The organism is Streptomyces sp. CG4 (genome assembly GCF_041080655.1).
Classification (GTDB): domain Bacteria; phylum Actinomycetota; class Actinomycetes; order Streptomycetales; family Streptomycetaceae; genus Streptomyces.
In genome coordinates this window covers 1,923,911-1,948,321 of record NZ_CP163525.1, presented here as the reverse complement: position 1 = coordinate 1,948,321, position 24,411 = coordinate 1,923,911, and the positions used below count along the sequence as shown (strand labels likewise).

The 24,411-nt window shown below is 73.2% G+C and carries 22 protein-coding genes and 1 pseudogene; 15 read left to right on the top strand and 8 right to left on the bottom strand.

Going from position 1 to position 24,411, the window contains the following annotated elements; all coding sequences use genetic code 11:
* Positions 1-53 precede the first annotated feature (53 nt).
* Positions 54-734: a GvpL/GvpF family gas vesicle protein gene (locus tag AB5L52_RS09045; RefSeq protein ID WP_351026391.1), complete on the top strand. Its 681-nt coding sequence runs from the start codon at positions 54-56 to the stop codon at positions 732-734.
* 49 nt (positions 735-783) lie between these two features.
* Here AB5L52_RS09045 and AB5L52_RS09040 read toward each other — a convergent pair whose 3' ends face one another.
* Positions 784-1,605: a class I SAM-dependent methyltransferase gene (locus AB5L52_RS09040; RefSeq protein ID WP_369363250.1), complete on the bottom strand. Its 822-nt coding sequence runs from the start codon at positions 1,603-1,605 to the stop codon at positions 784-786.
* 182 nt (positions 1,606-1,787) lie between these two features.
* On the opposite strand from AB5L52_RS09040, the gene AB5L52_RS09035 reads away from it, so the two are divergent.
* From AB5L52_RS09035 to AB5L52_RS09025, 3 genes are all read left to right on the top strand, one after another.
* Positions 1,788-2,444 carry a histidine phosphatase family protein gene (locus tag AB5L52_RS09035; protein WP_351026393.1) on the top strand — a complete coding sequence of 219 codons (657 nt, stop codon included), beginning with the start codon at positions 1,788-1,790 and terminating at the stop codon, positions 2,442-2,444.
* Positions 2,445-2,516: 72 nt separating this feature from the next.
* Entirely contained in the window at positions 2,517-4,136 is a 1,620-nt protein-coding gene (locus AB5L52_RS09030) for an ABC-F family ATP-binding cassette domain-containing protein (RefSeq protein ID WP_369363248.1), read from the top strand.
* A 175-nt stretch (positions 4,137-4,311) separates the two neighbouring features.
* On the top strand, positions 4,312-4,569 hold the full coding sequence (locus AB5L52_RS09025; RefSeq protein ID WP_023545566.1) for a DUF6158 family protein: 258 nt from the start codon (positions 4,312-4,314) through the stop codon (positions 4,567-4,569).
* Positions 4,570-4,745: 176 nt separating this feature from the next.
* Here AB5L52_RS09025 and AB5L52_RS09020 read toward each other — a convergent pair whose 3' ends face one another.
* Positions 4,746-5,123: a DUF2795 domain-containing protein gene (locus AB5L52_RS09020; RefSeq protein WP_351026397.1), complete on the bottom strand. Its 378-nt coding sequence runs from the start codon at positions 5,121-5,123 to the stop codon at positions 4,746-4,748.
* A 1,678-nt stretch (positions 5,124-6,801) separates the two neighbouring features.
* Here AB5L52_RS09020 and AB5L52_RS09015 point away from each other — a divergent pair.
* Entirely contained in the window at positions 6,802-8,058 is a 1,257-nt protein-coding gene (locus AB5L52_RS09015) for an aminotransferase class I/II-fold pyridoxal phosphate-dependent enzyme (RefSeq protein WP_351570596.1), read from the top strand.
* Positions 8,055-9,290, top strand: coding sequence for an MBL fold metallo-hydrolase (locus tag AB5L52_RS09010; RefSeq protein ID WP_369363245.1), 1,236 nt, complete (start codon positions 8,055-8,057; stop codon positions 9,288-9,290). Before AB5L52_RS09015 ends, AB5L52_RS09010 begins: the two co-directional genes overlap by 4 nt.
* Here the strand turns inward: AB5L52_RS09010 and AB5L52_RS09005 are convergent.
* Positions 9,259-9,870, bottom strand: a complete 612-nt coding sequence (locus AB5L52_RS09005; RefSeq protein WP_369363243.1) for a DedA family protein — start codon at positions 9,868-9,870, stop codon at positions 9,259-9,261. The two genes, AB5L52_RS09010 and AB5L52_RS09005, sit on opposite strands and share 32 nt — an antisense overlap.
* A 14-nt stretch (positions 9,871-9,884) precedes the next feature.
* Positions 9,885-10,658 carry an MBL fold metallo-hydrolase gene (locus tag AB5L52_RS09000; RefSeq protein ID WP_369368837.1) on the bottom strand — a complete coding sequence of 258 codons (774 nt, stop codon included), beginning with the start codon at positions 10,656-10,658 and terminating at the stop codon, positions 9,885-9,887.
* Positions 10,659-10,742: 84 nt separating this feature from the next.
* Between AB5L52_RS09000 and AB5L52_RS08995 the strand changes: the two genes are divergently transcribed.
* The 6 genes from AB5L52_RS08995 to dnaK all read left to right on the top strand — a co-directional run bounded on the left by AB5L52_RS08995 (position 10,743) and on the right by dnaK (position 18,976).
* On the top strand, positions 10,743-11,189 hold the full coding sequence (locus tag AB5L52_RS08995; RefSeq protein ID WP_351026406.1) for a hypothetical protein: 447 nt from the start codon (positions 10,743-10,745) through the stop codon (positions 11,187-11,189).
* Between the two features lie 128 nt (positions 11,190-11,317).
* Positions 11,318-13,507, top strand: coding sequence for a phage holin family protein (locus tag AB5L52_RS08990; protein ID WP_369363241.1), 2,190 nt, complete (start codon positions 11,318-11,320; stop codon positions 13,505-13,507).
* Between the two features lie 113 nt (positions 13,508-13,620).
* A complete protein-coding gene (locus AB5L52_RS08985; RefSeq protein ID WP_351026409.1) occupies positions 13,621-14,682 on the top strand; it encodes a MoxR family ATPase in 1,062 nt (353 codons plus the stop codon).
* Positions 14,679-16,487 carry a hypothetical protein gene (locus AB5L52_RS08980; RefSeq protein ID WP_369363239.1) on the top strand — a complete coding sequence of 603 codons (1,809 nt, stop codon included), beginning with the start codon at positions 14,679-14,681 and terminating at the stop codon, positions 16,485-16,487. The genes AB5L52_RS08985 and AB5L52_RS08980 overlap by 4 nt, the downstream gene beginning before the upstream one ends.
* A gap of 66 nt (positions 16,488-16,553) precedes the next feature.
* Positions 16,554-16,979, top strand: coding sequence for an OsmC family peroxiredoxin (locus AB5L52_RS08975; protein WP_351026411.1), 426 nt, complete (start codon positions 16,554-16,556; stop codon positions 16,977-16,979).
* A gap of 128 nt (positions 16,980-17,107) precedes the next feature.
* Positions 17,108-18,976 (top strand): molecular chaperone DnaK, encoded by a 1,869-nt coding sequence (dnaK, locus tag AB5L52_RS08970; RefSeq protein WP_351026413.1) that lies wholly within the window; start codon positions 17,108-17,110, stop codon positions 18,974-18,976.
* Positions 18,977-19,012: 36 nt separating this feature from the next.
* On the opposite strand, the gene narJ is transcribed toward dnaK, so the two are convergent.
* From narJ to AB5L52_RS08950, 4 genes and pseudogenes are all read right to left on the bottom strand, one after another.
* Positions 19,013-19,507, bottom strand: a complete 495-nt coding sequence (gene narJ, locus AB5L52_RS08965) for a nitrate reductase molybdenum cofactor assembly chaperone (RefSeq protein WP_369363236.1) — start codon at positions 19,505-19,507, stop codon at positions 19,013-19,015.
* A 131-nt stretch (positions 19,508-19,638) separates the two neighbouring features.
* A pseudogene (locus tag AB5L52_RS08960) lies at positions 19,639-20,127 on the bottom strand (SAM-dependent methyltransferase); the annotation flags it as partial.
* A 30-nt stretch (positions 20,128-20,157) separates the two neighbouring features.
* Positions 20,158-21,021 carry a helix-turn-helix transcriptional regulator gene (locus tag AB5L52_RS08955; RefSeq protein ID WP_351026417.1) on the bottom strand — a complete coding sequence of 288 codons (864 nt, stop codon included), beginning with the start codon at positions 21,019-21,021 and terminating at the stop codon, positions 20,158-20,160.
* Between the two features lie 97 nt (positions 21,022-21,118).
* The gene (locus AB5L52_RS08950; protein ID WP_369363233.1) at positions 21,119-21,955 is read right to left on the bottom strand and encodes a helix-turn-helix domain-containing protein; all 837 of its coding nucleotides are present in this window, start codon (positions 21,953-21,955) and stop codon (positions 21,119-21,121) included.
* Between the two features lie 36 nt (positions 21,956-21,991).
* Here AB5L52_RS08950 and AB5L52_RS08945 point away from each other — a divergent pair, with 36 nt between their 5' ends.
* From AB5L52_RS08945 to AB5L52_RS08935, 3 genes are all read left to right on the top strand, one after another.
* On the top strand, positions 21,992-23,137 hold the full coding sequence (locus tag AB5L52_RS08945) for an ADP-ribosylglycohydrolase family protein (RefSeq protein ID WP_369363231.1): 1,146 nt from the start codon (positions 21,992-21,994) through the stop codon (positions 23,135-23,137).
* Between the two features lie 160 nt (positions 23,138-23,297).
* On the top strand, positions 23,298-23,603 hold the full coding sequence (locus tag AB5L52_RS08940) for a 4a-hydroxytetrahydrobiopterin dehydratase (protein ID WP_369363229.1): 306 nt from the start codon (positions 23,298-23,300) through the stop codon (positions 23,601-23,603).
* 5 nt (positions 23,604-23,608) lie between these two features.
* The gene (locus AB5L52_RS08935) at positions 23,609-24,379 is read left to right on the top strand and encodes a class I SAM-dependent methyltransferase (protein WP_351570568.1); all 771 of its coding nucleotides are present in this window, start codon (positions 23,609-23,611) and stop codon (positions 24,377-24,379) included.
* Positions 24,380-24,411: the final 32 nt, after the last annotated feature.

Below are 24,411 nucleotides of genomic sequence, written 5' to 3'. Positions count from 1 at the left end.
TTCACTCCGAGGGGAGCCGGCATGGAACCGGACCGCGCGCCGAAGGAGACATCATGACCGGACCGCGCTACGTCTATGCCGTCTGCCGCCCCTTCGGGACGCCCCTGCAGGCCGACCTCAAGGGGGTCGGGGGCGCCTCGCCGGCCCTGCTGCGCCACCACGACCTGGCCGCGGTCGTCAGTACGCTCCCGGCGGCGGACTGCTCCGAGGAGGCGCTGAAGGGGCGACTGGACGACGAGGACTGGCTGGCCGCGACCGCCCTCGCGCACCAGGGCGTGATCGACGCGCTCACCACGGTCACCACCCCGCTGCCGCTCCGGCCCGGGATCGTCTTCCAGGACGACTGGTCGGTGCGCATGATGATCGAGGCCCGGGAGGACGAATTCCGGCGCACCCTCGACCGGCTGGAGGGCCGGGTGGAGTGGGGTGTGCGGCTGTACCTGCAGCCCGAGCGAGCAGAGCAGGCCCCCGCGCAGGCCGAGGCGTTCGCCCTGTCGCTGCACGAGCTTCTCTCCCGGCACGCCGAGGACTCCCGGCTGCACACACCGCAGACGCCCGCGCTGTCCCCGGTGCCCGGCCGGCGCGTCTTCGACGCGGCCTATCTGGTGCCCCGCGCGCATTCCGAGGAGTTCGTGGAACTGGTGGATCGTACGAGGCACGAGGCGCCCGGCATTCGCGTGGAACTCACCGGCCCCTGGGCCGCCTACTCCTTCACGGGAGAGGTGGTGTCCTGACGGCCTGCGCGGGGTGCACGGGGCGCGCGGGGCGCGCAGGGTGCGCGCGTCAGGCTTCCTTGCGGCACAGAATCTCGCCGTGCAGGACCGCGAACCAGCCGTCCTCCTGCCGGCCCCACTCCCGCCACGCCTCCGACACGGCTCGCAGCCGTTCCCCGGTCGCGTGACCGCCCTGCGTGGCCCGTTCCGCGTAGGCGGAGGCCACGGTGCGGTCCGCCCACAGGCCGCTCCACCAGGCCCGCTCCTCGGGCGTGGCGAACGTCCAGGTGGCAGAGGTGGCGGTGATGTCGGTCAGCCCGGCGGCCAGCGCCCACGCCGTCAGCCGGCGCCCGGCGTCGGGCTCGCCGCCGCCTGCCCGGGCCACCCGCTCGTACAGGTCCAGCCAGTCGTCAAGGCCCGGCACCGCCGGATACCAGGTCATCGCCGCGTAGTCCGCGTCTCGTACGGCGATGAACCCGCCCGGCCTGGTCACCCGGCGCATCTCGCGCAGCGCCTGCACCGGGTCGCCGACGTGCTGCAGCACCTGGTGGGCGTGGACCACGCAGAACGTGTCGTCCGGGTAGTCCAGCGAGTGCACGTCGGCGACCGCGAAGTCCACGTTGGCCAGACCGCGCCCGGCGGCGGTGGCCCGGGCCTGGTCCAGGATGCCCGGCGCGTGGTCGACGCCGGTGGCGTGGCCGTCCGGGACCAGTTTCGCCAGGTCGGCGGTGATGGTGCCCGGCCCGCAGCCGATGTCCAGGATCTTCATGTGCGGCTTCAGGGAGCCGAGCAGATAGGCGGCGGAGTTGGCGGCGGTCCGCCAGGTGTGCGACCGCAGCACCGACTCGTGGTGCCCGTGCGTGTAGACGGCGGTCTCCCGCGCTTTCGACATGGCTGTTCCCCTTCACCCTCGTCTCGGCTGGTACGTATCACCGTACGCGCGCGTGCCGAATGATGAGATCGCTGTCTTGCATGCTGGACAAGTGAGGCTGTTCGGTGGCCGGTTACTCTGAGGTGCCCGTTTCTTGTGCCTGTATGCGCCGGGCGCCCGACCGGTGCGTAAGGAGACCCCGGATGCGCCTCCTCCTCGTCCGTCACGGTGAGACCCCGTCCAACCTGGACCACCTGCTGGACACCGCCGTGCCCGGTCCCGGGCTGACCCCGCTCGGCGCGGCACAGGCCGCCGCACTGCCCGAGGCGCTCGCCGGCGAGGACATCGAGGCTGTCTACGTCTCCACGATGCTGCGCACCCGGCTCACCGCCGCCCCGCTGGCGGCCGCCCGGGGCCTGGAGGTGATCGTCCGCGACGGCATCCGCGAGGTGTCCGCCGGCGACCTGGAGATGCTGCCCGGGGAGTCCCCCGAGGGCCGCGAGTACATGCGCACAGTGTTCGCGTGGGCCGCCGGCGACACCGCGCAGCGCATCCCCGGCGGGGAGAGCGGCGAAGAGGCCCTCGCCCGGTACGACGCCGTGATCGCGGAGGCCGCCGCGAGCGGCGCCGCCGCCGTCGCCCTGTTCAGCCACGGCGCCGCGATCCGCCTGTGGACCGCCGCCCGCGCCGACAACGTCGACGTCGCCTACGCCGCCGCCCACCCCCTGCGGAACACCGGCGTGGTCGTCCTGGAGGGCTCCCCGGCCGACGGCTGGAAGGTCCTGTCCTGGGACAGCACCGTGGTGGAACCGGCGGGCGAGACCGGCCCGACGGGGGAGCCGGTGGAGACGGCGCAGTAGCAGCCGGTTGCTCACGGAGCCGGCACATAAGCGTTTGCCCCGGTACCGGCCGTCCCCGCAGAATGCCTGCCCATGGGACATCTGGAAGCCGCGCACCTCGAGTACCACCTCCCCGACGGGAGGACCCTGCTCGGGGACGTGTCCTTCCGGGTCGGCGAAGGCGCCGCAGTCGCCCTGGTCGGCCCGAACGGCGCCGGCAAGACGACCCTGCTGCGGCTGATCTCCGGCGAGCTGAAGCCGCACGGCGGCACCGTCACCGTCAGTGGCGGCCTCGGCGTCATGCGCCAGTTCGTGGGCTCCGTACGCGACGAGACGACCGTACGGGACCTGCTCGTGTCCGTCGCCCCGCCCCGCATCCGTGAGGCCGCACAGGCGGTCGACAAGGCCGAGCACGCCATCATGACCGTCGACGACGAGGCCGCCCAGCTGGCGTACGCGCAGGCCCTCGCCGACTGGGCCGAGGCGCGCGGCTACGAGGCCGAGACCCTGTGGGACATGTGCACCACCGCCGCCCTCGGCATGCCCTACGAGCGTGCCCAGTGGCGCCAGGTGCGCACCCTCTCCGGCGGCGAGCAGAAGCGCCTGGTGCTGGAGGCGCTGCTGCGCGGCACCGACGAGGTGCTGCTGCTGGACGAGCCGGACAACTACCTGGACGTGCCCGGTAAACGCTGGCTGGAGGAGCAGCTGCGGGGGACCCGCAAGACGGTCCTGTTCGTCTCCCACGACCGTGAACTCCTCGCCCGCGCCGCCGAGAAGATCGTCTCCGTGGAACCGGGCCCGGCCGGCGCCGACGCCTGGGTGCACGGCGGCGGCTTCGCCACCTACCACGAGGCCCGCCGCGAACGCTTCGCCCGCTTCGAGGAGTTGCGCCGCCGCTGGGACGAGAAGCACGCCCAGCTGAAGAAGCTGGTGCTGAGCCTCCGCCAGGCGGCTTCCATCTCCCACGAACTGGCGTCCCGATACGCCGCCGCACAGACCCGGCTGCGCAAGTTCGAGGAGGCCGGGCCGCCCCCGGAGCCGCCGCGCGAGCAGGACATCAGCATGCGCCTGAAGGGCGGCCGTACCGGTGTAAGGGCCGTCACCTGCAAGGGACTTGAGCTGACCGGCCTGATGCAGCCGTTCGACCTGGAGGTCTTCTACGGTGAACGGGTCGCCGTCCTCGGCTCCAACGGCTCCGGCAAGTCGCACTTCCTGCGGCTGCTCGCGGGCGAGGACGTCGCGCACACGGGGGAGTGGAAGCTGGGCGCACGCGTCGTACCCGGCCACTTCGCGCAGACCCACGCACACCCCGAACTGCAGGGCCGCACCCTGCTCGACATCCTGTGGAAGGAGCACTCCCAGGACCGCGGCGCGGCCATGTCGAGACTGCGCCGCTACGAGCTGACCCAGCAGGCCGAGCAGTCCTTCGACCGGCTCTCCGGCGGCCAGCAGGCCCGCTTCCAGATCCTGCTGCTGGAACTGGAGGGCGTCACCGCGCTCCTGCTGGACGAGCCCACCGACAACCTCGACCTGGAGTCCGCCGAGGCCCTCCAGGAGGGCCTGGAGGCCTTCGACGGCACGGTCCTCGCGGTCACCCACGACCGCTGGTTCGCCCGCTCCTTCGACCGCTACCTGGTCTTCGGCAGCGACGGCCGCGTCCGCGAGACCCCGGAACCCGTCTGGGACGAACGCCGCGTGGCACGGGCCCGCTAGCACCCGTGCCGGGCGGGGCCGGTGCATGCGGAGGCCCGGGAACCCGGATGTTCGTACAGTGGACTCAGGAACGCGAGCTCCATGGATTCCTCCCGGAAACCGCTCGGGGCAGTGCACGCCGGGCGGGTACCCGGACCAGGACCCACGGATACGGACACGACGAGCGGGGCACCACATGACCGGAGTCGACCCCAGCCGACTGGACGACCAGCAGCTCATGAAGGAGCTGGAGACGATCCACCGCACGCGCCACGACACCCTCCTGTACGGCTCCAACGACGCGCTGCGGACCCACAACGAGCGCATGGCGCAGCTGGAGGGCGAGTATCTGCGCCGCAACCCGCGCCGCCTGGTCAGCGCGGGCCGCACCCGCGAGGGCGCCCGGGAACGGCGCTGCGGCGAGGCGGCGACTCCGGAGGCGTCCGGCACCTGACGGGCACACCGGGCGCTCGTACGCGAACCGCGCGGTCATACGGCGGTCACACGAAAGGGCCGGCCCGAGCGGGCCGGCCCTCGGCCGACTGCGGTGGTGGCGGTGGCGGTGGCCGTGCGAATGCCGACACCGCGGCACGCCGGTCACCCCGCGTGATTTCGGGCGCCTGGTCTTGGCTATCGGCCACCGGCCAGTGCCTCGGCCAGCTGCTGTACGTTCTCGTAGCGCGCCGAGTGCGGCAGCCGGGCCACCGTGTCGACCAGCGCGGTCGGCGCGTTCCGCCGGCGCAGCATACGGGCCAGGTCACGCGCGGTCGCCGGGAAGGAGCTGCGGCTCAGGATCCGGGCCAGCTCCGCCCGCACCCGCTCCAGCGACGCCGGCGACCCCAGGCCGCCCACGGGCCCGCTCCACACCTCCGGATCGTCGTCGGCGGCCGGTTCCGGATCGTGCCACTCCTCCACGCGCGTCGGATGCCCGGACCGCAGCAGGTCCCTGAGCTCGTGCTTCATCTCGTCGTCCCGGTGAACGCTCAGCCGGTCACTGCCTCGCTGCATGTCTGCCTCCAAGGGGACTCGCCCTCGTCCTTGCCCGGCAGGAACTCCTGCGCCTTCTGCACCCTCCGAGTCACCCGCTCGGCGCACGGAAAACCTCGGAAACCGCTCTGCGACGCGCCGCGAGGCCGTACGACGCGGTGCGAGCCGGTGCGGCTCGGCACGCGATCGGCTCGGCCCGTGTGTGTCACCCGGCCGGGCGCCCGTGTCCCGCGAATGGGGCCCGGCCGCGCGCGCCGCGGCCTCGCACGGGCTGTGATGGCAACGAGGGCACGCCCCGTGCCTCCGTACCCGTGACGCCGTCCGGCAGTGCCGCCGCACCGCCGTACCGGTGCCCGACGCACTGCCGTAGCGGCGTCCGGCGTACCACCACCGCCGACCGTCCCGCCGCGCCCGCCGAGGAGCCCATCCCATGCGTCGCACCGTCCGCGCCCTGTCCGTCGCCTTCGCCGCCGGTGCCGCGCTCGCCCTGGCCGGGCCCGCCGCGTCCGCCGCCGAGGCCGGCCCGGGCACCGTGTCCCCGCCCCATGCCCTCGTCGCCGACGGCGTCCCCGGCCCGTGCGCGGCACCGCAGCAGTGCGGCGCGGCCCGGGACGGCGGCGCCCTGTGCCGGGACAGCGAGCCCTGCGAGGACGGCACCGGCTGCCGCCGCGGGGAGTCCTGCCCGAGCCGGGACGGCGCGGGTCCGTATGGCGTGAGCCCGAACGGTGCGGGTTCGTCTAGCGCGGGGCCGAACGGTGCGGGTTCGTACGGCACGGGTTCGTCTGGCGTGGGCCCGGACAGTGCGGGTTCGTACGGCACGGGGCCGAACAGTGCGGGTCCCTACGGCACTGGGCCGAACGTTGCGGGTTCGTCTAGCGCGGGGCCGAACGTTGCGGGTTCGTCTGGCACGGGTTCGTCTGGCACGGGTTCGTCTGGCACGGGTTCGTACGGCGTGGGTCCGGACGGTACGGCCTGCAAGGCGGGTGAGTCGTGTCAGGGCGGCGCGGGCTGCCAGGGAGGTGGGCCGTGCCTCGGTGGCGCGGGCTGTCAGGCGGGCCAGCAGTGCCAGGGCGGCGGCCATGAGTGCTCCGGCGCTGCCTGTGCCGGTGACGGTCACGCGTGCAGCGGCGGTGGAGTCTGCCCCGGCGACGGCGGTCACGCGTGCTCCGGTGGTGGAACCTGCCCCGGCGACGGCCACGAATGCACCGGCAGCAAGGCGTGCTCCGGCGACGGCCACACCTGTGGGAAGCCCGGCGACCGGCAGGACCACGGCGGCGACGGGTGCGACCCGGCCACCTCGGAACACCCGCCCCCCTCGCAACACGGAGTCCAGGCCGGCGCCGGAGGCAGTTTCACCGACTCGGTCCCCGCCCTCGCCGCCGGAGCCGCCTTCATCGCCGCGGCCTGCGGCGGAGCCGGTTACCGGCTCTACGGCAGCCGACGCACCGCGGGAGGCCGGCCCACGGACGTGTGACCGGGGCAACGCCGGTCACTCCCATGGCGAGCCGCCCGGCGGGTACACACCCTCACGAGAACACCGCCGGCCCGACCCCACACCCACCGACCCACACCCCGCACCCCACAGGCCACGACTCCCAGCCAGGGACACACACCACACAGCAGCCCACGACGACACAGCCCGCCCCGGCCGATCCGGCCCGGACCGGCGGCACCCGGCACCAGGACTGCGGAGGCGGACATGCGGCGGACGGACCCCGAAGGCCACGGCCCGGTCCGCTACGGCCCGCCCCTGCCCGGCGACGGCCTCCCCGTGCTCCCCGACCTCACCGCCGTACTGGCCGCCGCGGCCGGCCGCGCCGACGCCCAGCCCGTCGGCGGCGCCCCCGCCCTCCTCGAAGCCGCCTGCGGCTACTGGACCCGGCGCGGACTGCCCACCGTCCCCGACCACGTGGCCGCCGGCCCCGGCGCCCCCGCGCTGCTGCTCGCCGTCACCGCCGCGCTCGCCGGAGACGGCGCCGACGTCCTCGTCCCCCGCCCCTGCGCAGCCTGGTGGGCGCCCTACGCCCGGCTGCTCGGCCGGCCCGTCTACCACGTGCCCACCCCCGCCGAGAGCGGCGGCGTCCCCGACCCCTACGCCCTGCTGGAGACCGTCCGCCGGGTCCGCGCCGAGGGCGGCGAACCCCGGCTGCTCGTGCTCTCCGTCGCCGACGACCCCACCGCCACCGTCGCGCCGCCCGAACTGCTGCACGAGACCGTCGAGGCCGCCACCGCCGAAGGACTGCACCTGGTCAGCGACGAGACCTGGCGCGACACCCTGCACGACCCCCACGACACCGTCCTGCTCAGCCCCGCCGAGATGCTCCCCGACCAGGTCACCGTCGTCACCGACCTCGCCGGATCGCTGCTGCCGCCCGGCTGGCCCGCCGCCGTCGCCCGCTTCCCGGCCAGCGAGCCCGGAGGGCACCTCCACGCGCGCGTGCTCGACATCCTCACCGCGCTCGGAGCCCGCATCGCCGCACCCGTCGCCGCGGCCGCCGGCTACGCCCTCGACGAACCCCCGCCCGTCGTCGAGCGCCGCGAGGCCGCCGTACGACTGCACGCGCGCGTGGCCGTCGCCGCGCACGCCGCCGTCGTCGCGGCCGGTGCGCTCGCCCGCCCCCCGCAGGCCGGCCGCCACCTGTACGCCGACCTCGGCCCGCTGCGCGAACCCCTGGCCGCACAAGGCGTCGGTGACGCACAGGAGTTGGAGGACCTCCTCACCGCCCGGCTCGGCATGCCCGCGCCGGGCGGCCACCGCTTCGGCGACGACCTCCAGGCGCTGCGCGTACGACTCGCCACGGGCCCCCTGCTCGGCGGCACCGACGAAGAACGCACGGAATGCCTCACCTCACCCGCTCCGTTGGAACTGCCACACGTGCAACGCGCGTTGACCTCTTTGACGTCGGTCCTAGACGCCCTCCGCGACGACGCTCAGCGATGGGAGCCTCCTCGATGACGCAACAGACGCATGAGCCCGAGGCGCACGAACCAGAGACGTACGAGACGTACGAGCCAGAGACGTACGAGTCCGGATCAGCCACGACGACCAGGACGACGACCGCGACCACCGCACCGACCCGCACCACCCGCACACCGGCCCCCCTGCCAGCCCCTTTTCCCCCGCTGGCCGAGCCCCGTCCCCTCGGTGAACACCGCGTGTGGCCACGGACGTTCCACGACCGGCTCACCGCCCCGCTGCCGGGCCTCAAGGCCCTCGCCCGCTTCGCCCGCGAAGGCGCCGTGCGCCCCGGCGCCGAAGGTCTCGCCGGCGTCCCGGGGCTCCCCTGCGCACCCGCCCCGCTGCCCCGCGTCGACGCCCGCACCCTCGCCGTCACCTGGGCCGGACACGCCAGTTGGGTCGTCCGGATAGGCGGCCTGACCGTCCTCACCGACCCCGTCTGGTCCCGCCGCATCCTCGGCACCCCGGCCCGCATCACCCCCGTCGGCGTCCCCTGGGACACCCTGCCGCGCATCGACGCCGTCGTCATCAGCCACAACCACTACGACCACCTCGACGCCCCCACCCTCAGCCGACTCCCGCGGGACACCCCGGTGTTCGCGCCGGCCGGCCTCGGCCGCTGGTTCCGCCGTCGCCGCTTCACCAACGTCACCGAGCTGGACTGGTGGGAAGGTGCCGAACTGGCAGGTGTCCGCTTCGACTTCGTCCCCGCTCACCACTGGTCCAAGCGCACCCTCACCGACACATGTCACAGCCTCTGGGGCGGCTGGGTCCTCACCGACGCCGACGGACAGCGCCTGTACTTCGCGGGCGACACCGGCTACGGCCACTGGTTCTCCCGGATCGGGCGCCGCTACCCCGGCATCGACCTCGCCCTCATGCCCATCGGCGCGTACGACCCCCGCTGGTGGCTCAGCGACGTCCACTGCGACCCCGAGGAAGCGGTTCAGGCCACCCGCGACGTGGGCGCCCGCCGCATGGCCCCCATGCACTGGGGCACCTTCATCCTCTCGGCGGAGCCGGTCATGGAACCGCTCACGAGAGTGCGGGCGGCCTGGGAGAGGGCGGGACTGGAGCGCGAAGACCTGTGGGATCTTCCGATCGGCGCTTCAAGGGTGCTGGAGTGGAGCGCCCCGTCAGGGGCGCGAGAAACCACGACGGACCGTCAGTCCGAAGAATACGCAAACTCCAGCGGTGCTACCGAAATCGCCGCACCACACTCGGCATGACACTGAGCACCACGGTCAGCCCCACCGCCACCACAACCCCCTCCCAGGGTTCCTTGAACAACGATCCCCCCAATATCCCGATCACTTGATACGTGGCCGCCCAGGCCAGACACGCGGGCAGATTCCCCCGCGCGAACCTCGGCAACGGCCAGTCGGCCATCAGGCAGGCCAGCATCACCGGTATACGGCCGGCGGGCACCAGCCGGGACAACACCAGTACCGCGACCCCATGCCCGGCCAACGTCTCCCGCGCCGACGCCAGCCGCGCGTCCGGCGCTCTGGCCCGTAGCGCCTCCAGCCACCGCGACCCGTTCCGCGACCGCATCCCGCGCCGCCCCAGCCAGTACAGCGCCGCGTCCCCCAGGAACGCCGCCAGTGACGCCGTCACGAACACCAGAGCTAGCGAGAACGGCGCCGTCTGATGGAACGCCACCACCGCCGCCGAGCTCACCAGCGCCCCGGTCGGCACCACCGGCACCAGCGCCCCGATCAGCACCAGCAGAAACAACGACGGATAACCGATCGCCCGCTGCGTCGACTCCGGCGGCACGGTCGACGTGGTGGCGGCGAGCGCCGCCACGGAGGCCGGCCATCTCACCGCGCGGCCTCCAGCCGCACAGTCTCGCCGTGCCCCAGCCGGTGCACGGCGACCTCCGGCGCCGCCACGGCCGCCAGCCGCACGAACTCCTCGCCCGGCGCATGGAATTCGTGCGGACGCACCGCGTTCAGCCCGATCGGCCAGTACGTGCCGTAGTGCACCGGCACCGCGGCCCGCGGCGCCAGCCGTGCCAGCGCCCGTGCCGCCCGCCCCGCGTCCAGATGTCCCGCACCGAGACACGGCCCCCAGCCGCCCACCGGCAGCAGCGCCACGTCCACCGGCCCGACCCACTCGGCCATCGCGTCGAACAGCCCGGTGTCCCCGGCGAAGTAGGTCCGCGCCTCGCCCTCCACGACGTAGCCGAGCGCGGGTGAACGGTGCGGCCCCACCGGCAGCCGCCGCCCGTCGTGCAACGCCGGGACCGCCCGCACCAGCAGCTCACCGATCCGCACCTCGTCCCCGGGCGCCACCTCCGTCACCCGCAGCTGTCGCACCCGGCGCAGTCCCGGCACCGCCCGTGGTGCGCCCCGGGGTACGAGCAGGCGCGTGCCCGGGGCGAGACCGGCCAGCGAGGGCAGATGGAGATGGTCGGCGTGCAGATGCGAGACGAGCACCACGTCCGCGAGGCGGGCCCCGGCCGGCGGCAGGGCACCCCGGCGGCGCCGCAGATGTGCCAGCCGGCGGGCGAACAGGGGATCGGTGAGCACCCGTGTGTGCGCATCCTGCACCGTGCAGGTGGCGTGACCCCACCAGGTGATCTCCACCGGCACCCTCTTCGCCTCCTTCACGCGGCTCCCCGAAGCCTACGGGCAGGAGTAGGGTCGGCGACGAAACCCGGAGGTGAGGGGGACGCCATGGGACAGCTGCGGGGTTCCTCAGGCAGGTCCACGACCGAAACGCCCATGACGGTGCGGGTCACCGCCATCGCGAGCCTGACGCCGCTCGAGGAGCTGGAAGCGGACCCGTTCCTCGTCGACTCCCGCAGTCAGCACGCCATGTGCGCCCGCTGGGCCGCCGAACGCGGCTACGTCATCGCCCGGGAACTCCTCGTCGGCGGACTCCGCTTCGACCACTGCGCGTTGTGGGACGGTGTCCGGCCCGGCGTGGACGTCTTCGTCGCCCCGAGCATGCGCGTGCTCCGGCGGGCCCTGTCCTCGGTCGAGGCATTCACCGCCGAGTGCGCGCGCCGCGGCGTACGGGTCGAGACCGTCGGCCGGGCCGAGCCGTCGTACGACGCCCAGATGAAGGCCCGCGTCCACCGTCGCCTGTCCATGCCGACGGCCGGGTACGACGGCCGCTGACACCCCGGCCGAACCGACCCGACCTCGCCGGTATGACAAGGTGGAGGACGGCCTGCCGGGCCGACGAGGCGAGACGGGGTCCCTCCTGGCAGAGGCGGGGGAGAGCCGGGACGTGAGGTGTGCGGGGCGTGCGGGGTGTGCGGTGGCGGCGGGTCGTCAGTCAGCTCGGGCGGAGCATCGCCGTATGGGCGGTCTCCACCCTCACCATGCTGGTCCTCGCCGTGGTCCTGCCCGACTTCCAGCTCCAGTCCGCCGACGGTGACAGCGCCACCCGTATCGCGATCACCGCGGCCTGCGGCGCCGGCGCCTTCGGTGTGCTGTCGGCCGTGGTCTGGCCGCTCCTGGTCCGGCTCCTGCTGCTTGTCCCCGCCTTCGTGCTCGGCCTGCTGGTCTTCTTCCTCAACGGCTCCCTGCTGCTGCTCGCCCTGCGCATCAACCCCTCCGGCCGCGGCGCGGCCGCCCCCGAGACCGCCGTGATCGTGGCCGCGGTGATGTCCGCCGTCGCCTCGGCCACCGGTGCGGCCCTCGCCGTACGCGACGACGAGACCTACCGGCGCCGGCTGCACCGTCTCGCCGCCCGCCGCCGCAGATCCGACCCGCCCTGCCCCGTCACCCCCGGCCTGGTCTTCGTCCAGCTCGACGGCGTCGGCCACGACGTACTGCGGGACGCGGTCCGCAGGGGCCTGATGCCGACGGTCGCGCGGTGGCTGGGCGAGGACGGCGTACGGCAGTCGGCCGACCGTACACAGCCGCAGGCGGACGGCATGCCATCGGCTGTGGACGGCATGCCGTCGCCCGGCCACCGCCCACAGCCGACCCACCGCCTCACTCCCTGGCGTACCGACTGGTCCAGCCAGACCGGCGCCAGCCAGCTCGGCATCCTGCACGGCAGCACCTTCGACGTGCCGGCCTTCCGCTGGTACGAGAAGGACCGCGGGGAGGTGATGGTGTGCAACCGGCCGACGAGCGCCGCCGAACTGCAGCGGCGCGCCATGGTGCGTACGGGCGACGGTGGACTGCTCACCGTGGACGGCGCCAGCCGCGGCAACCTCTTCAGCGGCGGTGCCGGGGAACAGGCCCTCGTGCTGTCCATCGCGACCCGCCGCCGCGCCAGGCAGAACCGTTCCCGGGCCGGCTACTTCGCCTACTTCTCCGACCCCGCGGGCGCCGTCCGCACCGCCCTCTCCTTCGTCGCCGAGGTGGTCCGCGAGATCGGCGAGTCCACCCGGGCCCGGCTGCGCCGGCAGCGCCCGCGGGTGGGCCGGGGCGGTCTGTATCCGTTCGTGCGTGCCTTTGCCACCGTCGTGGAACGGGACGTCGTCGTCGCCGCGGTGATGGGCGACATGCTCGCCGGCCGCACCGCCGTCTACGCCGACCTCGTCGCCTACGACGAGGTCGCCCACCACTCCGGCCCGTGCAGCCGGGACGCCGAGAAGGTCCTGCGGCGCCTCGACCGGTCCCTCGCACTGCTGCACCGGGTCGCCGAACACGCCCCCCGTCCCTACCACGTCGTCGTCCTCTCCGACCACGGACAGAGCCCCGGCGAGACCTTCCACGCCCGCTACGGCCTCACCCTCGGCGACCTCGTCCGGGCCGGCTGCGGGCTGCGTGTGCCGCGCCGGGCGATGGGGGTTCCCCCACGCGTTCAGCAGTGGGGGAGCACGCGCAGTGGTGCCGAGGCCCGTGCCGCGGTCCGGGCCGCACTGCGCAGGCCCGTGGAGGAGAAGGGCGGGCGGCGCCGCCCGGTCCGCGGCGCCGAACCGATCGTGCTGGCCTCCGGCAACCTCGGCCTGGTCTCCTTCCCGGACGTGCCCCACCGCATGACCAAGGAGGAGATCGACGCCCGCCACCCCGCCCTGCTCAGCACCCTCGCCAACCACCCCGGCATAGGTTTCCTGCTGGTGCGCAGCGCGGAGCACGACGGCGTGGTGCTGGGCGCGCACGGCGCCGAGATCCCGCTCGCCGGCCTCGACGCCGAGCCGGGCCCGCTGGCCCGGTTCGGTGCCGGTGCCGCCGACGCGGTCCGCCGCACGCACTCCTTCCCGCACACCGCCGACATCATGGTGAACTCGGCCCACGACCCGGCCGACGGCGCGGTCCTCGCCTTCGAGGAGCAGATCGGCTCCCACGGCGGTCTCGGCGGCGCCCAGTCCCACCCGTTCCTGCTCTCGCCGCTGGAGCTGTCCGCCCCGGCCGGCGGCGGGGCGGAACTGACCGGCGCCGAGCACGTCCACCGCGTACTGCGCCGCTGGCTGCGCGAGCTGAACGGACCCCAGGTCCCGCTCACCGACGCAACCGAGGAGGAGCGGGTCGCCTGAGAGCGGAAGAGCGGGGCCGCCTGAAATTCGGCTGCGCCCGCCCCGTCGGACACCGACACTGATCGAGTCGTACACCACGTACACCACTCGAAACCCCCCAAGGATGCTCCGCGTTGCAGGCCGCCGTCACCGTCACTCCCGCCCGCGTCCCCGAACTCCTCCTCGGCCTCGCCACCGTCCGGCCCGTCTTCCTCTGGGGCGCCCCCGGCATCGGAAAGTCGTCCCTGGTAAGGGAGTTCGCCGACTCGCTGGGCCTGGAATGCGTGAGTCTGCTCGGTACCCAGCTCGCCCCCGAGGACCTGATCGGCGTCCCGCAGATCCGCGACGGGCGGTCGGTGTTCTGCCCGCCGGAGGCCATCGCCCGTAACGAGCCGTACTGCCTGTTCCTGGACGAGCTGAACGCGGCCACCCCGGATGTGCAGAAGGCGTTCTACTCGCTGATCCTCGACCGCCGTATCGGGAACTACGAGCTGCCCAGCGGGTCCATCGTCATCGGCGCCGGGAACCGGGCCACCGACAACGCCCTCGCCCGGCCGCTGGCGTCCGCCCTGGTCAACCGGCTCGCCCATGTCCATCTGGAGGTCTCCGCCACGGACTGGCTCGCCTGGGCGGCCGAGAACGGCATCCACCCCTGGATCCTGGACCACCTCACCGACCGGCCCGACCATCTGTGGTCCAAGCCGCCGAAGACCGAGGAACCCTTCTCCACGCCCCGCTCCTGGCACATGCTCTCCGACGCCCTGCACTCCTTCGGTCCCGACCTCGACGAGCCGACCCTGACCGTCCTCGCGCACGGCACGCTCACCCCCGCGCACGCGACCGCGTTCTGCGGCTACGTCAAGGTCGTCCGCAGCCGGTTCGGGATCGAGGCGATCCTCAAGGGCGACGCCCGCTGGCCGCACCGCCCGCAGGACCGCGACCTGCTGTACTACCTCGCCGAGTCGTTCCGCGGGCGGCTCGTCAAGGAGCTGCCCGTGAGCAAGGAGCACATGTCGGCGAACGGCCGGCAGACCGCCTACCGCGCCAAGTCGCTGCTGGTGCAGCTCGCCGAGATCTCCGTGGAGGTCGCGCAGACCGTCATCGCGCCGGATGCCGACGGCAACCCCGTGCTGCCCTCGTGGTTCCTGGTCGAGGCCGCCCGCGACATGCCCCGCCTGGTGGAGGCCCGGCGGTGAGCCGCACCGGGCCGAAGAAGACGGAACCGAAGAAGAAGCGCGACCTCGCCGGCGAGGCGTTCGCCGAGGGGATGCGGCTGCTGCGGGCCAACCCCGCGCTCGCCGCCGTCGACTTCGGCGTCTGCCGCCGCGAGAGATGCGCCTTCGCCCCGCAGGGCGGTCTGCTGGCCGTCGACTCCGACGGCACCGTGCACGCCCGCCCCGAGCGGCTCGCCGAGCCCGGCGCCTGGGCCTGGGCCCTCGCACACGCCGCCCTCCACCTCGGTTTCGGGCACGTCCCGGCGGCCAAGGGGCGGCGCGAGCAGCCCGACCGGTACGACCTCGCCGCCCGCTGTGTCGTCGTCAACCGTTTCCTGCTCGGCTTCCCCGTCGGCACCACCCCCGACGACCTGCCCACGAGCTATCCCGACGGGGACGAGGAGCGGCTCGCCGCGCGCTGGCGGGCCCACGGCCTGCCGCCCGCCTACGAGCACTGCGGCACCGCCGGCGGCACACCCGACCAGGTGCTCACCGAGTGGCTGCCCTGGCAGGGCCCGGTCCCGGACCGGCAGCTGGCCTTCGCCACCGCGCTGACCCGGACCGTGTCCGCCGCGATGGACATGGCCGGCGGCCGCCGGGACTCCCTGGACGGCGAGAGGCTCCCGCGACGCCCCTGGGAGCGCGCCCTCGGCTGGTTCGTCTCCTCCTATCCGCTGCTCGGCGGCATCGCCGCCGGCATCAGACTGGTCGCCGACGCCGAACTCGCCCGCGCCCACGGCATCGCGATCGCCGCCGTGAACCCCGAGGCCGGCGAGATCTACATCAACCCGCTGCGCACGTTCGACGACGAGGAATGGCGGTTCGTCCTCGCCCACGAGATGCTGCACGCGGCCCTGCGCCACGGCGACCGCTGCGGCCCCCGCGACCCCTTTCTGTTCAACGTCGCCTGCGACTACGTCGTCAACGGCTGGCTGATCGAGATGGGCGTCGGCACCATGCCGGAGGGCCTGCTGCACGATCCGCAGCTCACCGGGCTGTCCGGCGAGGAGGTCTACGACCGCCTCGCCGGCGACCTGCGCCGCATCCGCCGCCTGGCCACCCTGCGCGGCAAGGGCACCGGCGACGTCCTCGGCGCCCCGCTCGGCCCGCCCGGCGACTACGTCGACCTGGACGAGTTCTACCGGCGCGGCCTCGGCCGCGGCCTGGACCTGCACCAGGCGCAGGATCGCGGCTTCCTGCCCGGCGGCCTTGTCGAGGAGATCCGCGCGCTCAGCCATCCGCCGCTGCCCTGGGACGCCCAACTCGCCCGCTGGTTCGACGAGTTCGTGCCGCGCCCGGAGTCCGTACGGTCCTACGCCCGCCCCGCCCGCCGTCAGGCGTCCACCCCCGAAATCCCGCGCGCGGGCCGCTGGTTCCCGCCCGAGGAGGTCGCGCGCTGCACCTTCGGGGTGGTCCTGGACACCTCCGGCTCGATGGACCGCACCCTCCTCGGCAAGGCCCTCGGCGCGATCGCCTCCTACGCCGAGGCCCGGGACGTACCGGCCGCCCGCGTGGTCTTCTGCGACGCCGCCCCGCACGACGCCGGCTACCTCCCGGTCACCGAGATCGCGGGCCGGGTACGGGTGCACGGGCGCGGCGGCACCGTCCTGCAGCCCGGCATCGACCTGCTGCACCGGGCCGAGGACTTCCCGCCCGCCGCACCGGTGCTGGTGATCACCGACGGCTGGTGCGACGTGCTGCGGCTGCGCCGCGAGCACGCCTATCTGATCCCGCAGGGAAGTCACCTTCCGTTCACGCCGCGTGGGCCGGTCTTCAGAGTGCGATGAGCCCGGATGTGATCGGATAGGGACACGGAAAACCCCGTAACGGGATCCCACGTGAAAGGAACCATCGTGGCCACCACGCGCACCGCACACACCGTCTGGGAAGGCAACCTGCTCGAGGGCGACGGCGTCGTCACCTTCGACTCCTCCGGCATCGCCCAGCAGCCGGTCACGTGGGCCTCGCGCTCCCAGGAGGCGAACGGGAAGACCAGCCCCGAGGAGCTGATCGCCGGCGCCCACTCCAGCTGCTTCTCCATGGCCCTCTCGCACGCCCTGGCCGGTGCGGGCAACCCGCCCACCCGGCTGGAGACCAAGGCCGACGTCACCTTCCAGCCCGGCGAGGGCATCACCGGCATCCACCTCACCGTGCGCGGCGAGGTGCCCGGCCTGGACGCGGAGGGCTTCGCCGCGGCCGCCGAGGAAGCCAAGAAGAACTGCCCGGTCAGCCAGGCCCTGGCCGGTACGACGATCACCCTGACGGCCGAGCTGGCCTGACGCTCCTGCGCCGATGCCGCGTCCCAGGTCAGGGGGCGCGGCATCGCCGTTCCCGGCCGCTGGGGCATTGACAGCGCCGTACGCGCGTTTTCTGCTGATAGTGACGCCCTGGCGGAAGGGGACGAACCATGGCACGTGCGGTCGGGATCGATCTCGGGACGACGAACTCGGTGGTCGCCCTCCTGGAGGGCGGCGAGCCCACCGTCGTCACCAACGCGGAGGGTGCGCGGACCACACCGTCGGTGGTGGCGTTCGCGAAGAATGGCGAGGTACTGGTCGGCGAGGTCGCCAAACGGCAGGCCGTGACGAACGTGGAGCGCACGGCCCGCTCGGTGAAGCGGCACATGGGCGACGCCCACTGGCGCTTCCCCGAGCAGGGCACCGTCGACGGCACCCGGCTGCGCGCCCAGGAGCTGTCCGCGCGGGTGCTGCAGAAACTGAAGCGGGACGCGGAGGCCTACCTCGGCGAGGACGTCGCGGACGCGGTGATCACCGTACCCGCGTACTTCGACGACGCCCAGCGGCAGGCCACCAAGGAGGCCGGGGAGATCGCGGGCCTGAAGGTGCTCAGGATCATCAACGAGCCGACCGCCGCCGCCCTCGCCTACGGCCTGGACCGCGGCGAGGAGCAGACCGTGCTGGTCTTCGACCTCGGCGGCGGCACCTTCGACGTGTCCCTGCTGGAGATCGGCGACGGCGTCATCGAGGTGAAGGCCACCAACGGCGACACCCACCTGGGCGGCGACGACTGGGACCAGCGGGTCGTCGAGCACCTGGTGAAGCGGTTCAAGGGCGGTTACGGCATCGATCTGGGCGCCGACAAGATGGCCGTGCAGCGGCTGCGGGAGGCCGCCGAGAAGGCCAAGATCGAGCTGTCGTCGTCCTCGGAGACCACGATCAACCTGCCCTACATCACCGCCTCCGCCGAGGGCCCGCTGCACCTGGAGGAGAAACTGACGCGGGCTCAGTTCCAGGAGCTGACCGCGGACCTGCTCGACCGCTGCAAGAAGCCCTTCCACCAGGCCGTGCAGGACGCCGGGATCCAGCTGTCCGCGATCGACCACGTCATCCTCGTCGGCGGCTCCACCCGGATGCCCGCCGTCACCGGCCTGGTGCGCGACCTCACCGGCAAGGACCCGCACAAGGGCGTCAACCCCGACGAGGTGGTCGCCGTGGGCGCCGCCCTCCAGGCAGGTGTCCTGCGCGGCGACGTCAAGGACGTGCTGCTGCTCGACGTCACCCCGCTGTCCCTCGGCATCGAGACCAAGGGCGGCATCATGACCAAGCTGATCGAGCGCAACACCACGATCCCCACCCGCCGTTCGGAGATCTTCACCACCGCCGCCGACAACCAGCCCTCCGTCGGCATCCAGGTCTACCAGGGCGAACGCGAGATCGCCGCCTACAACAAGAAGCTCGGCGTCTTCGACCTCACCGGGCTGCCGCCCGCCCCGCGCGGCGTCCCGCAGATCGAGGTCGCCTTCGACATCGACGCGAACGGGATCATGCACGTCTCGGCGAAGGACCTGGCGACGGGACGCGAGCAGAAGATGACGGTGACCGGCGGTTCGGCACTGCCCAAGGAGGACATCGACCGCATGATGCGGGAGGCGGAGCAGTATGCCGAGGAGGACCGCAACCGCCGCGAGGCCGCCGAGACCCGCAACCAGGCCGAGCAACTCGTCTATCAGACGGAGAAGTTCCTCCGCGACAACGAGGACCGCATCCCCGCCGACACCAGGACGGAGGTCCAGGAAGCGGCCACGGAACTGAAAGGGCTCCTGGAACGGAACGCGGAGACCGGCGAACTCCGCGCCGGCGTCGAGAAACTCGCCACCGTCAGCCAGAAGATGGGCCAGGCCATGTATGCGAACGCCTCCGCCACCGGCGGCGAACCGGGCCCGGCCACGGAACAGGGCACCCCCGCTGACGAGGAGGGCGTGGTGGACGCGGAGATCGTGGACGAGGACAAGGACACCAAGGGCGGCGCGGCCTGACACCGGGCGCCACCGCCGTGTCGTTGCGGAGGGTCCTCATGAGCGCATCCCGGTCCATACGGTCGGCAGTGTGGCGCATACCGCGTCCAGGACGGCCGCATACGGAGTGCCGTAGTCGGTCAGCCGGGTGCGCAGCTGCTCCAGGCCGTCGCGGTATTCGGTCAGCAGGCCGGTGTCGCCGGTCCGTGCGGTGAACTCCAGCACCGCCGGCAGGAAGTCCGGCAGCTCCTCCTCGCTGAACTCCAGGCCGTGCGCGCGGTAGACGTCCTTGAAGCGGACCAGGCACATGTCGCGCCGGCGGGAGTCGCCGTCGTGCCACCAGCGCAGATACAGGCTGTGCCGGTTCTTGAAGCCGAAGACCTGCACATAGTGCGCGGCCAGTTCCCGCGGCGGGGTGACCGCGGCGTGGTCGGCGAACGTCCGCAGCTGCGGGGCGGCTTCGCGCAGCAGCGGCAGCCGGGCGATCAGATCGTCGTCCGGGTAGGTCAGGCAGAGCGCGGCCGCCTGGTACAGCACCGAGTCCGAGGGCATCAGGTCTCCTCCGCGTCGGCCGGGTCGCCGGAGGTCTGCCGTCTGCGCAGACCACGTGCGCTCCCTCGGCTCCCCCGTGGTCAAACCTAGGGGCGGGCGCGGAAGCGCACCTGTTCACAGACCCGTACGGGTCACGGCTTGACCGCCACCCCCGCGTACACCGGTACGGCCCCCTCCGCCTGGGCCGTCACGTCCTCCGGGTCCGGGCGCCAGCCGTACACCGGGATGACACCCGGGCCGAGCAGCTCCAGGCCGCCGAAGGAGCGGCAGAACTCGGGCAGCGTGCGCGGGTGGAACGGCGTGCCGCTCCTGCGGAACAGCTCGGCGGCCGTGGCCACACACTCGGGGCTCGGATCCTGTGTGACCTGGGAGAGGATCAGGAAACTGTCCGTGCGGCCCTCGGCGGAACTCTGCAGCAGGGCCTCGGCGTGCCGGAGCACGATCGGGTCGTTGTCCGCGTAGACCACCTTCGACTCCGGTGCCACCCGCTGCGCCACCTGGTGCAGATTGGGCTCGGTGGGGATGCCGGTGCCGATGTCGAGGAACTGGCGTACACCGGCCTCGGCGGCCGTGCGGACGACCCGGTGCATGAACCGGCGGTTGGCCCGCGCCCCGCGTACCGCTGTGCTGTTCCCCCTAGGTCTGTCGTGTCACAAGGTCTTGCGGAACTCCCGCAGCAGGGTTCGCGTGCGCTGTGTCGACGCGGCCCGCGCCGTCATGTGGTCCAGCACCTCCAGGTGCGCCGCGACCTCATGGCGGGAGTCCAGATACAGCGCGCCGGTCAGATACTCGGTGAACACCATGTCCGGCAGCTCCGGCTCGGCGAACCGGAACAGCGTGAACGGCGCGTACGTCCCCGGGTGCGGGCCCGCCGCGAACTCGGCGACCTGCAGCGTGACCCGGTCCCGCTCGGCGTACTCGAGCAGCTTGTCCAGCTGGACCCGCAGCACTTCGGGCCGCGCGCTCACCGGGCGCCTCAGCACCGTCTCGTCCATGATCACCCACAGATGGGGCGGGTCGTCCCGCTCCAGCAGCCGCTGGCGTTCCATGCGCAGCGACACATGCCGTTCCACGATCCCGGGCGAGGTCTGCCCGATCGTCCCGGCCTCCAGCACCGCTCGCGCGTAGTCCTCGGTCTGCAGCAGGCCGGGTATGAAGTGCGGCTCGTAGGAGCGGATGATCCGGGCGGCGCCCTCCAGGCTGACGTACAGGCTGAACCAGTCCGGGAGGACGTCGTGGAACCGCTGCCACCAGCCCGGCTGGTTCGCCTCCTCGGCCAGCCGCACGAACGCGGCCGCCTCCTCCTCGGCCACCCCGTAGGTGTCCAGCAGCACCTGCACGTAGGGGATCTTCAGCGCGACCTCGGCCATCTCCATCCGGCGTACGGTCGCCGACGCCACCCTGAGGACGCGGGCGGCCTCCTCCCGGCTCAGGCCGGACGCCTCGCGCAGCTCCTGCAGCCGTTTGCCGAGCACCACCTGGCCCACGGTGGGCGCAGCCCGCCGCTCACTCACGCCACGCCCTCCCCTGTGCGCAGAGACACCCCGGCAGTCTGCCACGTGATCCCCTTTCGCACACGGTTCCGAGGGGATCGGGGACGGCGGAGCGCGGTCAACCGGCCAAGGTGTGCAGGTACTTGGCGGTCGCCGGGTCGGCCGGCAGGAACGTCTCGATGGCGAGCTCGGCGACGGTGACGTCCATCGGGGTGTTGAACGTGGAGATCGAGGACACGAACGACAGGATCCGGCCCTCGTGCTCGATGCGCAGCGGCAGCGCGAAGTACGCGACGGGCTCGGCCGGTGCGTCGTCCTGCGCGTCCTCGGGCACCGGGTAGGCGGCCACCTCCTCGTACAGGGCGCGCAGCTGGTCCGAGCGCTGCAGGGCGATCTGCCGGTCCATCTGCGCCAGCAGATGCCCGCGCCACTCGCGCAGATTGCGGATGCGCGGCGCCATCCCCTCGGGGTGCAGGGTCAGCCGCATCGCGTTCGGCGCCGGCGCCATCAGCTTCTCCGGCACGCCGTCCAGCAGCATCGTGATGCCCCGGTTCGCGGCGACGACCGTGTAGCCGGCGTCGACCACCAGCGCCGGGTAGGGCTCGTAGCCCTGGATGAGGCGCTCCATGCCGTCGCGCAGCGCGTCCAGCGCCGGGTCGTCCAGCGGGGTCTCCGGGTAGTGCGGGGCGTAACCGGCCGCCAGCAGCAGGGAGTTGCGCTCCCGCACCGGCACCTCGAGATGCTCGGCGAGCCGCAGCACCATCTCCTCGCTCGGCCGGGACCGGCCGGTCTCGATGAAGCTGATGTGCCGGGCCGAGGAGTCGGCGCGCAGCGCCAGCTCCAGCTGGGAGACCCGGCGCCGCTCCCGCCAGGCGCGCAGCAGCGGGCCGACACCCTTGCCGGCGGCGGCTGGGGCGGTGGCGGACGCGGAAGGGACGGCGGTGACAATGGTCATACGTCCGACCGTAGTCCAGGAGTTGTGGAGAATCCCATGCACCAGCCGTTGGCGCAGCCATGGCCGACGTCGTCCCCTCAGGTGTCCCTGCAGGCCGCGGCCGTGTACCGGGCCAGGGTCCGCGGCTGTCTGCTCGGCGGCGCGCTCGGTGACGCCCTCGGCTACGCAGTGGAGTTCTCCTCCCTGGACCGGATCCGCGCCACGCACGGCGCACGTGGCGTCACCGGTCTCGTCCCCGGCGCGCACGGATCGGTCGGCCTGATCAGCGACGACACCCAGATGACCCTGTTCACCGTCGAGGCCCTGATCCAGGCGCACGCACGGGAGCGCGAGAAGGGCATCGGCGGCGCCTGGTCCCGGCTGCTGAGCCAGGCCTACGAGCGCTGGCTGCAGACCCAGGAGCTGAAGGCACCGGCCCAGCCCGGCCCCCAGCAGCCGGTCCCCTCGTACGGTGCACCGGCCCAGCCCGGCGAACCGGCCGGCGGTCTGGTCACCGAGGCTTGGCTGTACTCCCGCCGCGCCCCCGGCAACGCCTGCCTGTCGGGTGTCGCCCAGGGGTACACGCCCGACCCCGCGCTCCCCCTCGACGGCACGCCCGGCCGGGTCAACCCCGACTCCAAGGGCTGCGGCACGGTCATGCGCTCGGCCCCCTTCGGCCTCACGGGCCACGCCGACACGGCCTTCGCCATGGCCGCGCGCGGCGCCCAGATCACCCACGGCCACCCCACCGGCTACTACGCGGCGGGCGCGTTCGCCGCGATCGTCGCGCACCTGGTCGCCGGGGACTCCCTGGAGGGCGCGGTGCTGCGCACCCTGCGGCTGCTGGAACGGCACCGCGGCCACACGGAGACCACGGCCGCCCTGCGCGCCGCGCTGGACCTCGCCGCCGACGGGGCGCCGACGGCGGAGAAGGTGGAGTCCCTCGGCGCGGGCTGGGTCGCCGAGGAGGCCCTCGCCATCGGCGTCTACTGCGCGCTCGCCGAGCCCCGCCCGGAACTGGCGCTGCTGCTGGCCGTCAACCACTCGGGCGACAGCGACTCCACCGGCTCCGTCTGCGGCAACCTGCTGGGCACGCTGCACGGCGACACCGGTCTGCCGCACAGCTGGGTGGCCCAGGTGGAGGGCCGGGCCCGCATCGCCGCACTCGCCGACGACCTCGCGGCGGAGTTCGCGCGGCGCTGAGGACGGCCGAGTGGCGGAGCGGGCGCAGGGCCGAGGACGGCCGAGCGGCGGAGTACGCGCAGGTTCGACGTGGCAGGCTGACCTCATGGCGGTACCCACACCCGTGCGCCTCCCCGTACCCCGCCGTCCGCCGTCCGCCGTCCCGAAGGGAGATCCGGCCATGGCCGTAGAACCGCTGTCGCAGAAGGAGATCGAGGACCGGCTGGCGGAGCTGCCCGGCTGGTCGGTGGCGGGGGACCGGCTCACCCGCTCCTACCGCCTCGGCTCACATGTCGCGGCGGCGGCGCTGGTCATGCACATCGCCGCAGTCCAGGACGAACTGGACCACCACTCCGACCTCACCCTCGGCTACCACACCGTCTCCCTCAGCGTCCACACACACAGCGCGGGCGGCGCACTCACCGCGAAGGACTTCGCGCTCGCCCGCAGGGTGGAGGACATCGCCCCAGGTCACGGCGCACACTGAGGCGCGTGCTCGATTACGACAAGGAAGCCGACGTCTATGACGCGTCCCGGGGCGGCGAGGCCCGTGCCGAGGCGGCCACCCGAGCGGTGCTCGGCCTCATCCCCGGGGGACGAGGCCATCTCCCCCAGGGGCGGGGGCATCTCCTCGACGTGGCGTGCGGCACCGGCATCGTCACCCGCCGCCTGGCCACCGCCCGCCCCGAGCTGCGGGTGACGGGCGTCGACCTCACCGCCGCCATGATCCGCCGGGCGCGGGCCCGGCTGCCCGGCGCGATCGTACGGGCCGACAGCCGCCGGCTGCCCTTCCGCACCGGCACCTTCCACGCGGTCACCAGCATCTGGCTGCTGCATCTGCTGGACAACCCCGAGGACGTCCGCGCGATCGTCGCCGAGTGCGCCCGGGTGCTGCGGCCCGGCGGCGTCTACGTCACCACCGTCGACAAGGCCTCGGCGCACGACGTCGGCAGCGACATCGACGCCGTCCTCGCCCCGCGCCCGCGCCGCATCGCCCAGGACGCCGCCGCCACCGTCACCGGACACGCCGCCCGGCACGGGCTCCGGCCGGCCGGCGACACCGTGTTCCCCGGTGTCGGCCAGGGCCGCAGCCCGCGCGCCACCATCGCCGACCTGCGCCGCGGCTGGTTCACCCTGCTGCCGCCGGGAGAGCAGCGCACCGAGGAGTTCGCCGCCCGCCTGTCCTGTCTCCCGGACCAGGACCGCCCGCGCCCCGACCCGGTGTTCGCGGTGCGCGCGTTCCGGAAGCCAGCGGCGGACTGAGGGCGCGGCAGGACGACCCTCAGGGGCGCCGG

What these genes read in the sequence shown, in the direction of transcription:
- AB5L52_RS09045 (WP_351026391.1), top strand. Translation starts at nt 54, where the DNA reads ATGACCGGACCGCGCTACGTCTATGCCGTCTGCCGCCCCTTCGGGACG.
- AB5L52_RS09040 (WP_369363250.1), bottom strand. Translation starts at nt 1,605, where the DNA reads ATGTCGAAAGCGCGGGAGACCGCCGTCTACACGCACGGGCACCACGAG.
- AB5L52_RS09035 (WP_351026393.1), top strand. Translation starts at nt 1,788, where the DNA reads ATGCGCCTCCTCCTCGTCCGTCACGGTGAGACCCCGTCCAACCTGGAC.
- AB5L52_RS09030 (WP_369363248.1), top strand. Translation starts at nt 2,517, where the DNA reads ATGGGACATCTGGAAGCCGCGCACCTCGAGTACCACCTCCCCGACGGG.
- AB5L52_RS09025 (WP_023545566.1), top strand. Translation starts at nt 4,312, where the DNA reads ATGACCGGAGTCGACCCCAGCCGACTGGACGACCAGCAGCTCATGAAG.
- AB5L52_RS09020 (WP_351026397.1), bottom strand. Translation starts at nt 5,123, where the DNA reads ATGCAGCGAGGCAGTGACCGGCTGAGCGTTCACCGGGACGACGAGATG.
- AB5L52_RS09015 (WP_351570596.1), top strand. Translation starts at nt 6,802, where the DNA reads ATGCGGCGGACGGACCCCGAAGGCCACGGCCCGGTCCGCTACGGCCCG.
- AB5L52_RS09010 (WP_369363245.1), top strand. Translation starts at nt 8,055, where the DNA reads ATGACGCAACAGACGCATGAGCCCGAGGCGCACGAACCAGAGACGTAC.
- AB5L52_RS08995 (WP_351026406.1), top strand. Translation starts at nt 10,743, where the DNA reads ATGGGACAGCTGCGGGGTTCCTCAGGCAGGTCCACGACCGAAACGCCC.
- dnaK (WP_351026413.1), top strand. Translation starts at nt 17,108, where the DNA reads ATGGCACGTGCGGTCGGGATCGATCTCGGGACGACGAACTCGGTGGTC.
- narJ (WP_369363236.1), bottom strand. Translation starts at nt 19,507, where the DNA reads ATGCCCTCGGACTCGGTGCTGTACCAGGCGGCCGCGCTCTGCCTGACC.
- AB5L52_RS08950 (WP_369363233.1), bottom strand. Translation starts at nt 21,955, where the DNA reads ATGACCATTGTCACCGCCGTCCCTTCCGCGTCCGCCACCGCCCCAGCC.
- AB5L52_RS08945 (WP_369363231.1), top strand. Translation starts at nt 21,992, where the DNA reads ATGCACCAGCCGTTGGCGCAGCCATGGCCGACGTCGTCCCCTCAGGTG.
- AB5L52_RS08940 (WP_369363229.1), top strand. Translation starts at nt 23,298, where the DNA reads ATGGCCGTAGAACCGCTGTCGCAGAAGGAGATCGAGGACCGGCTGGCG.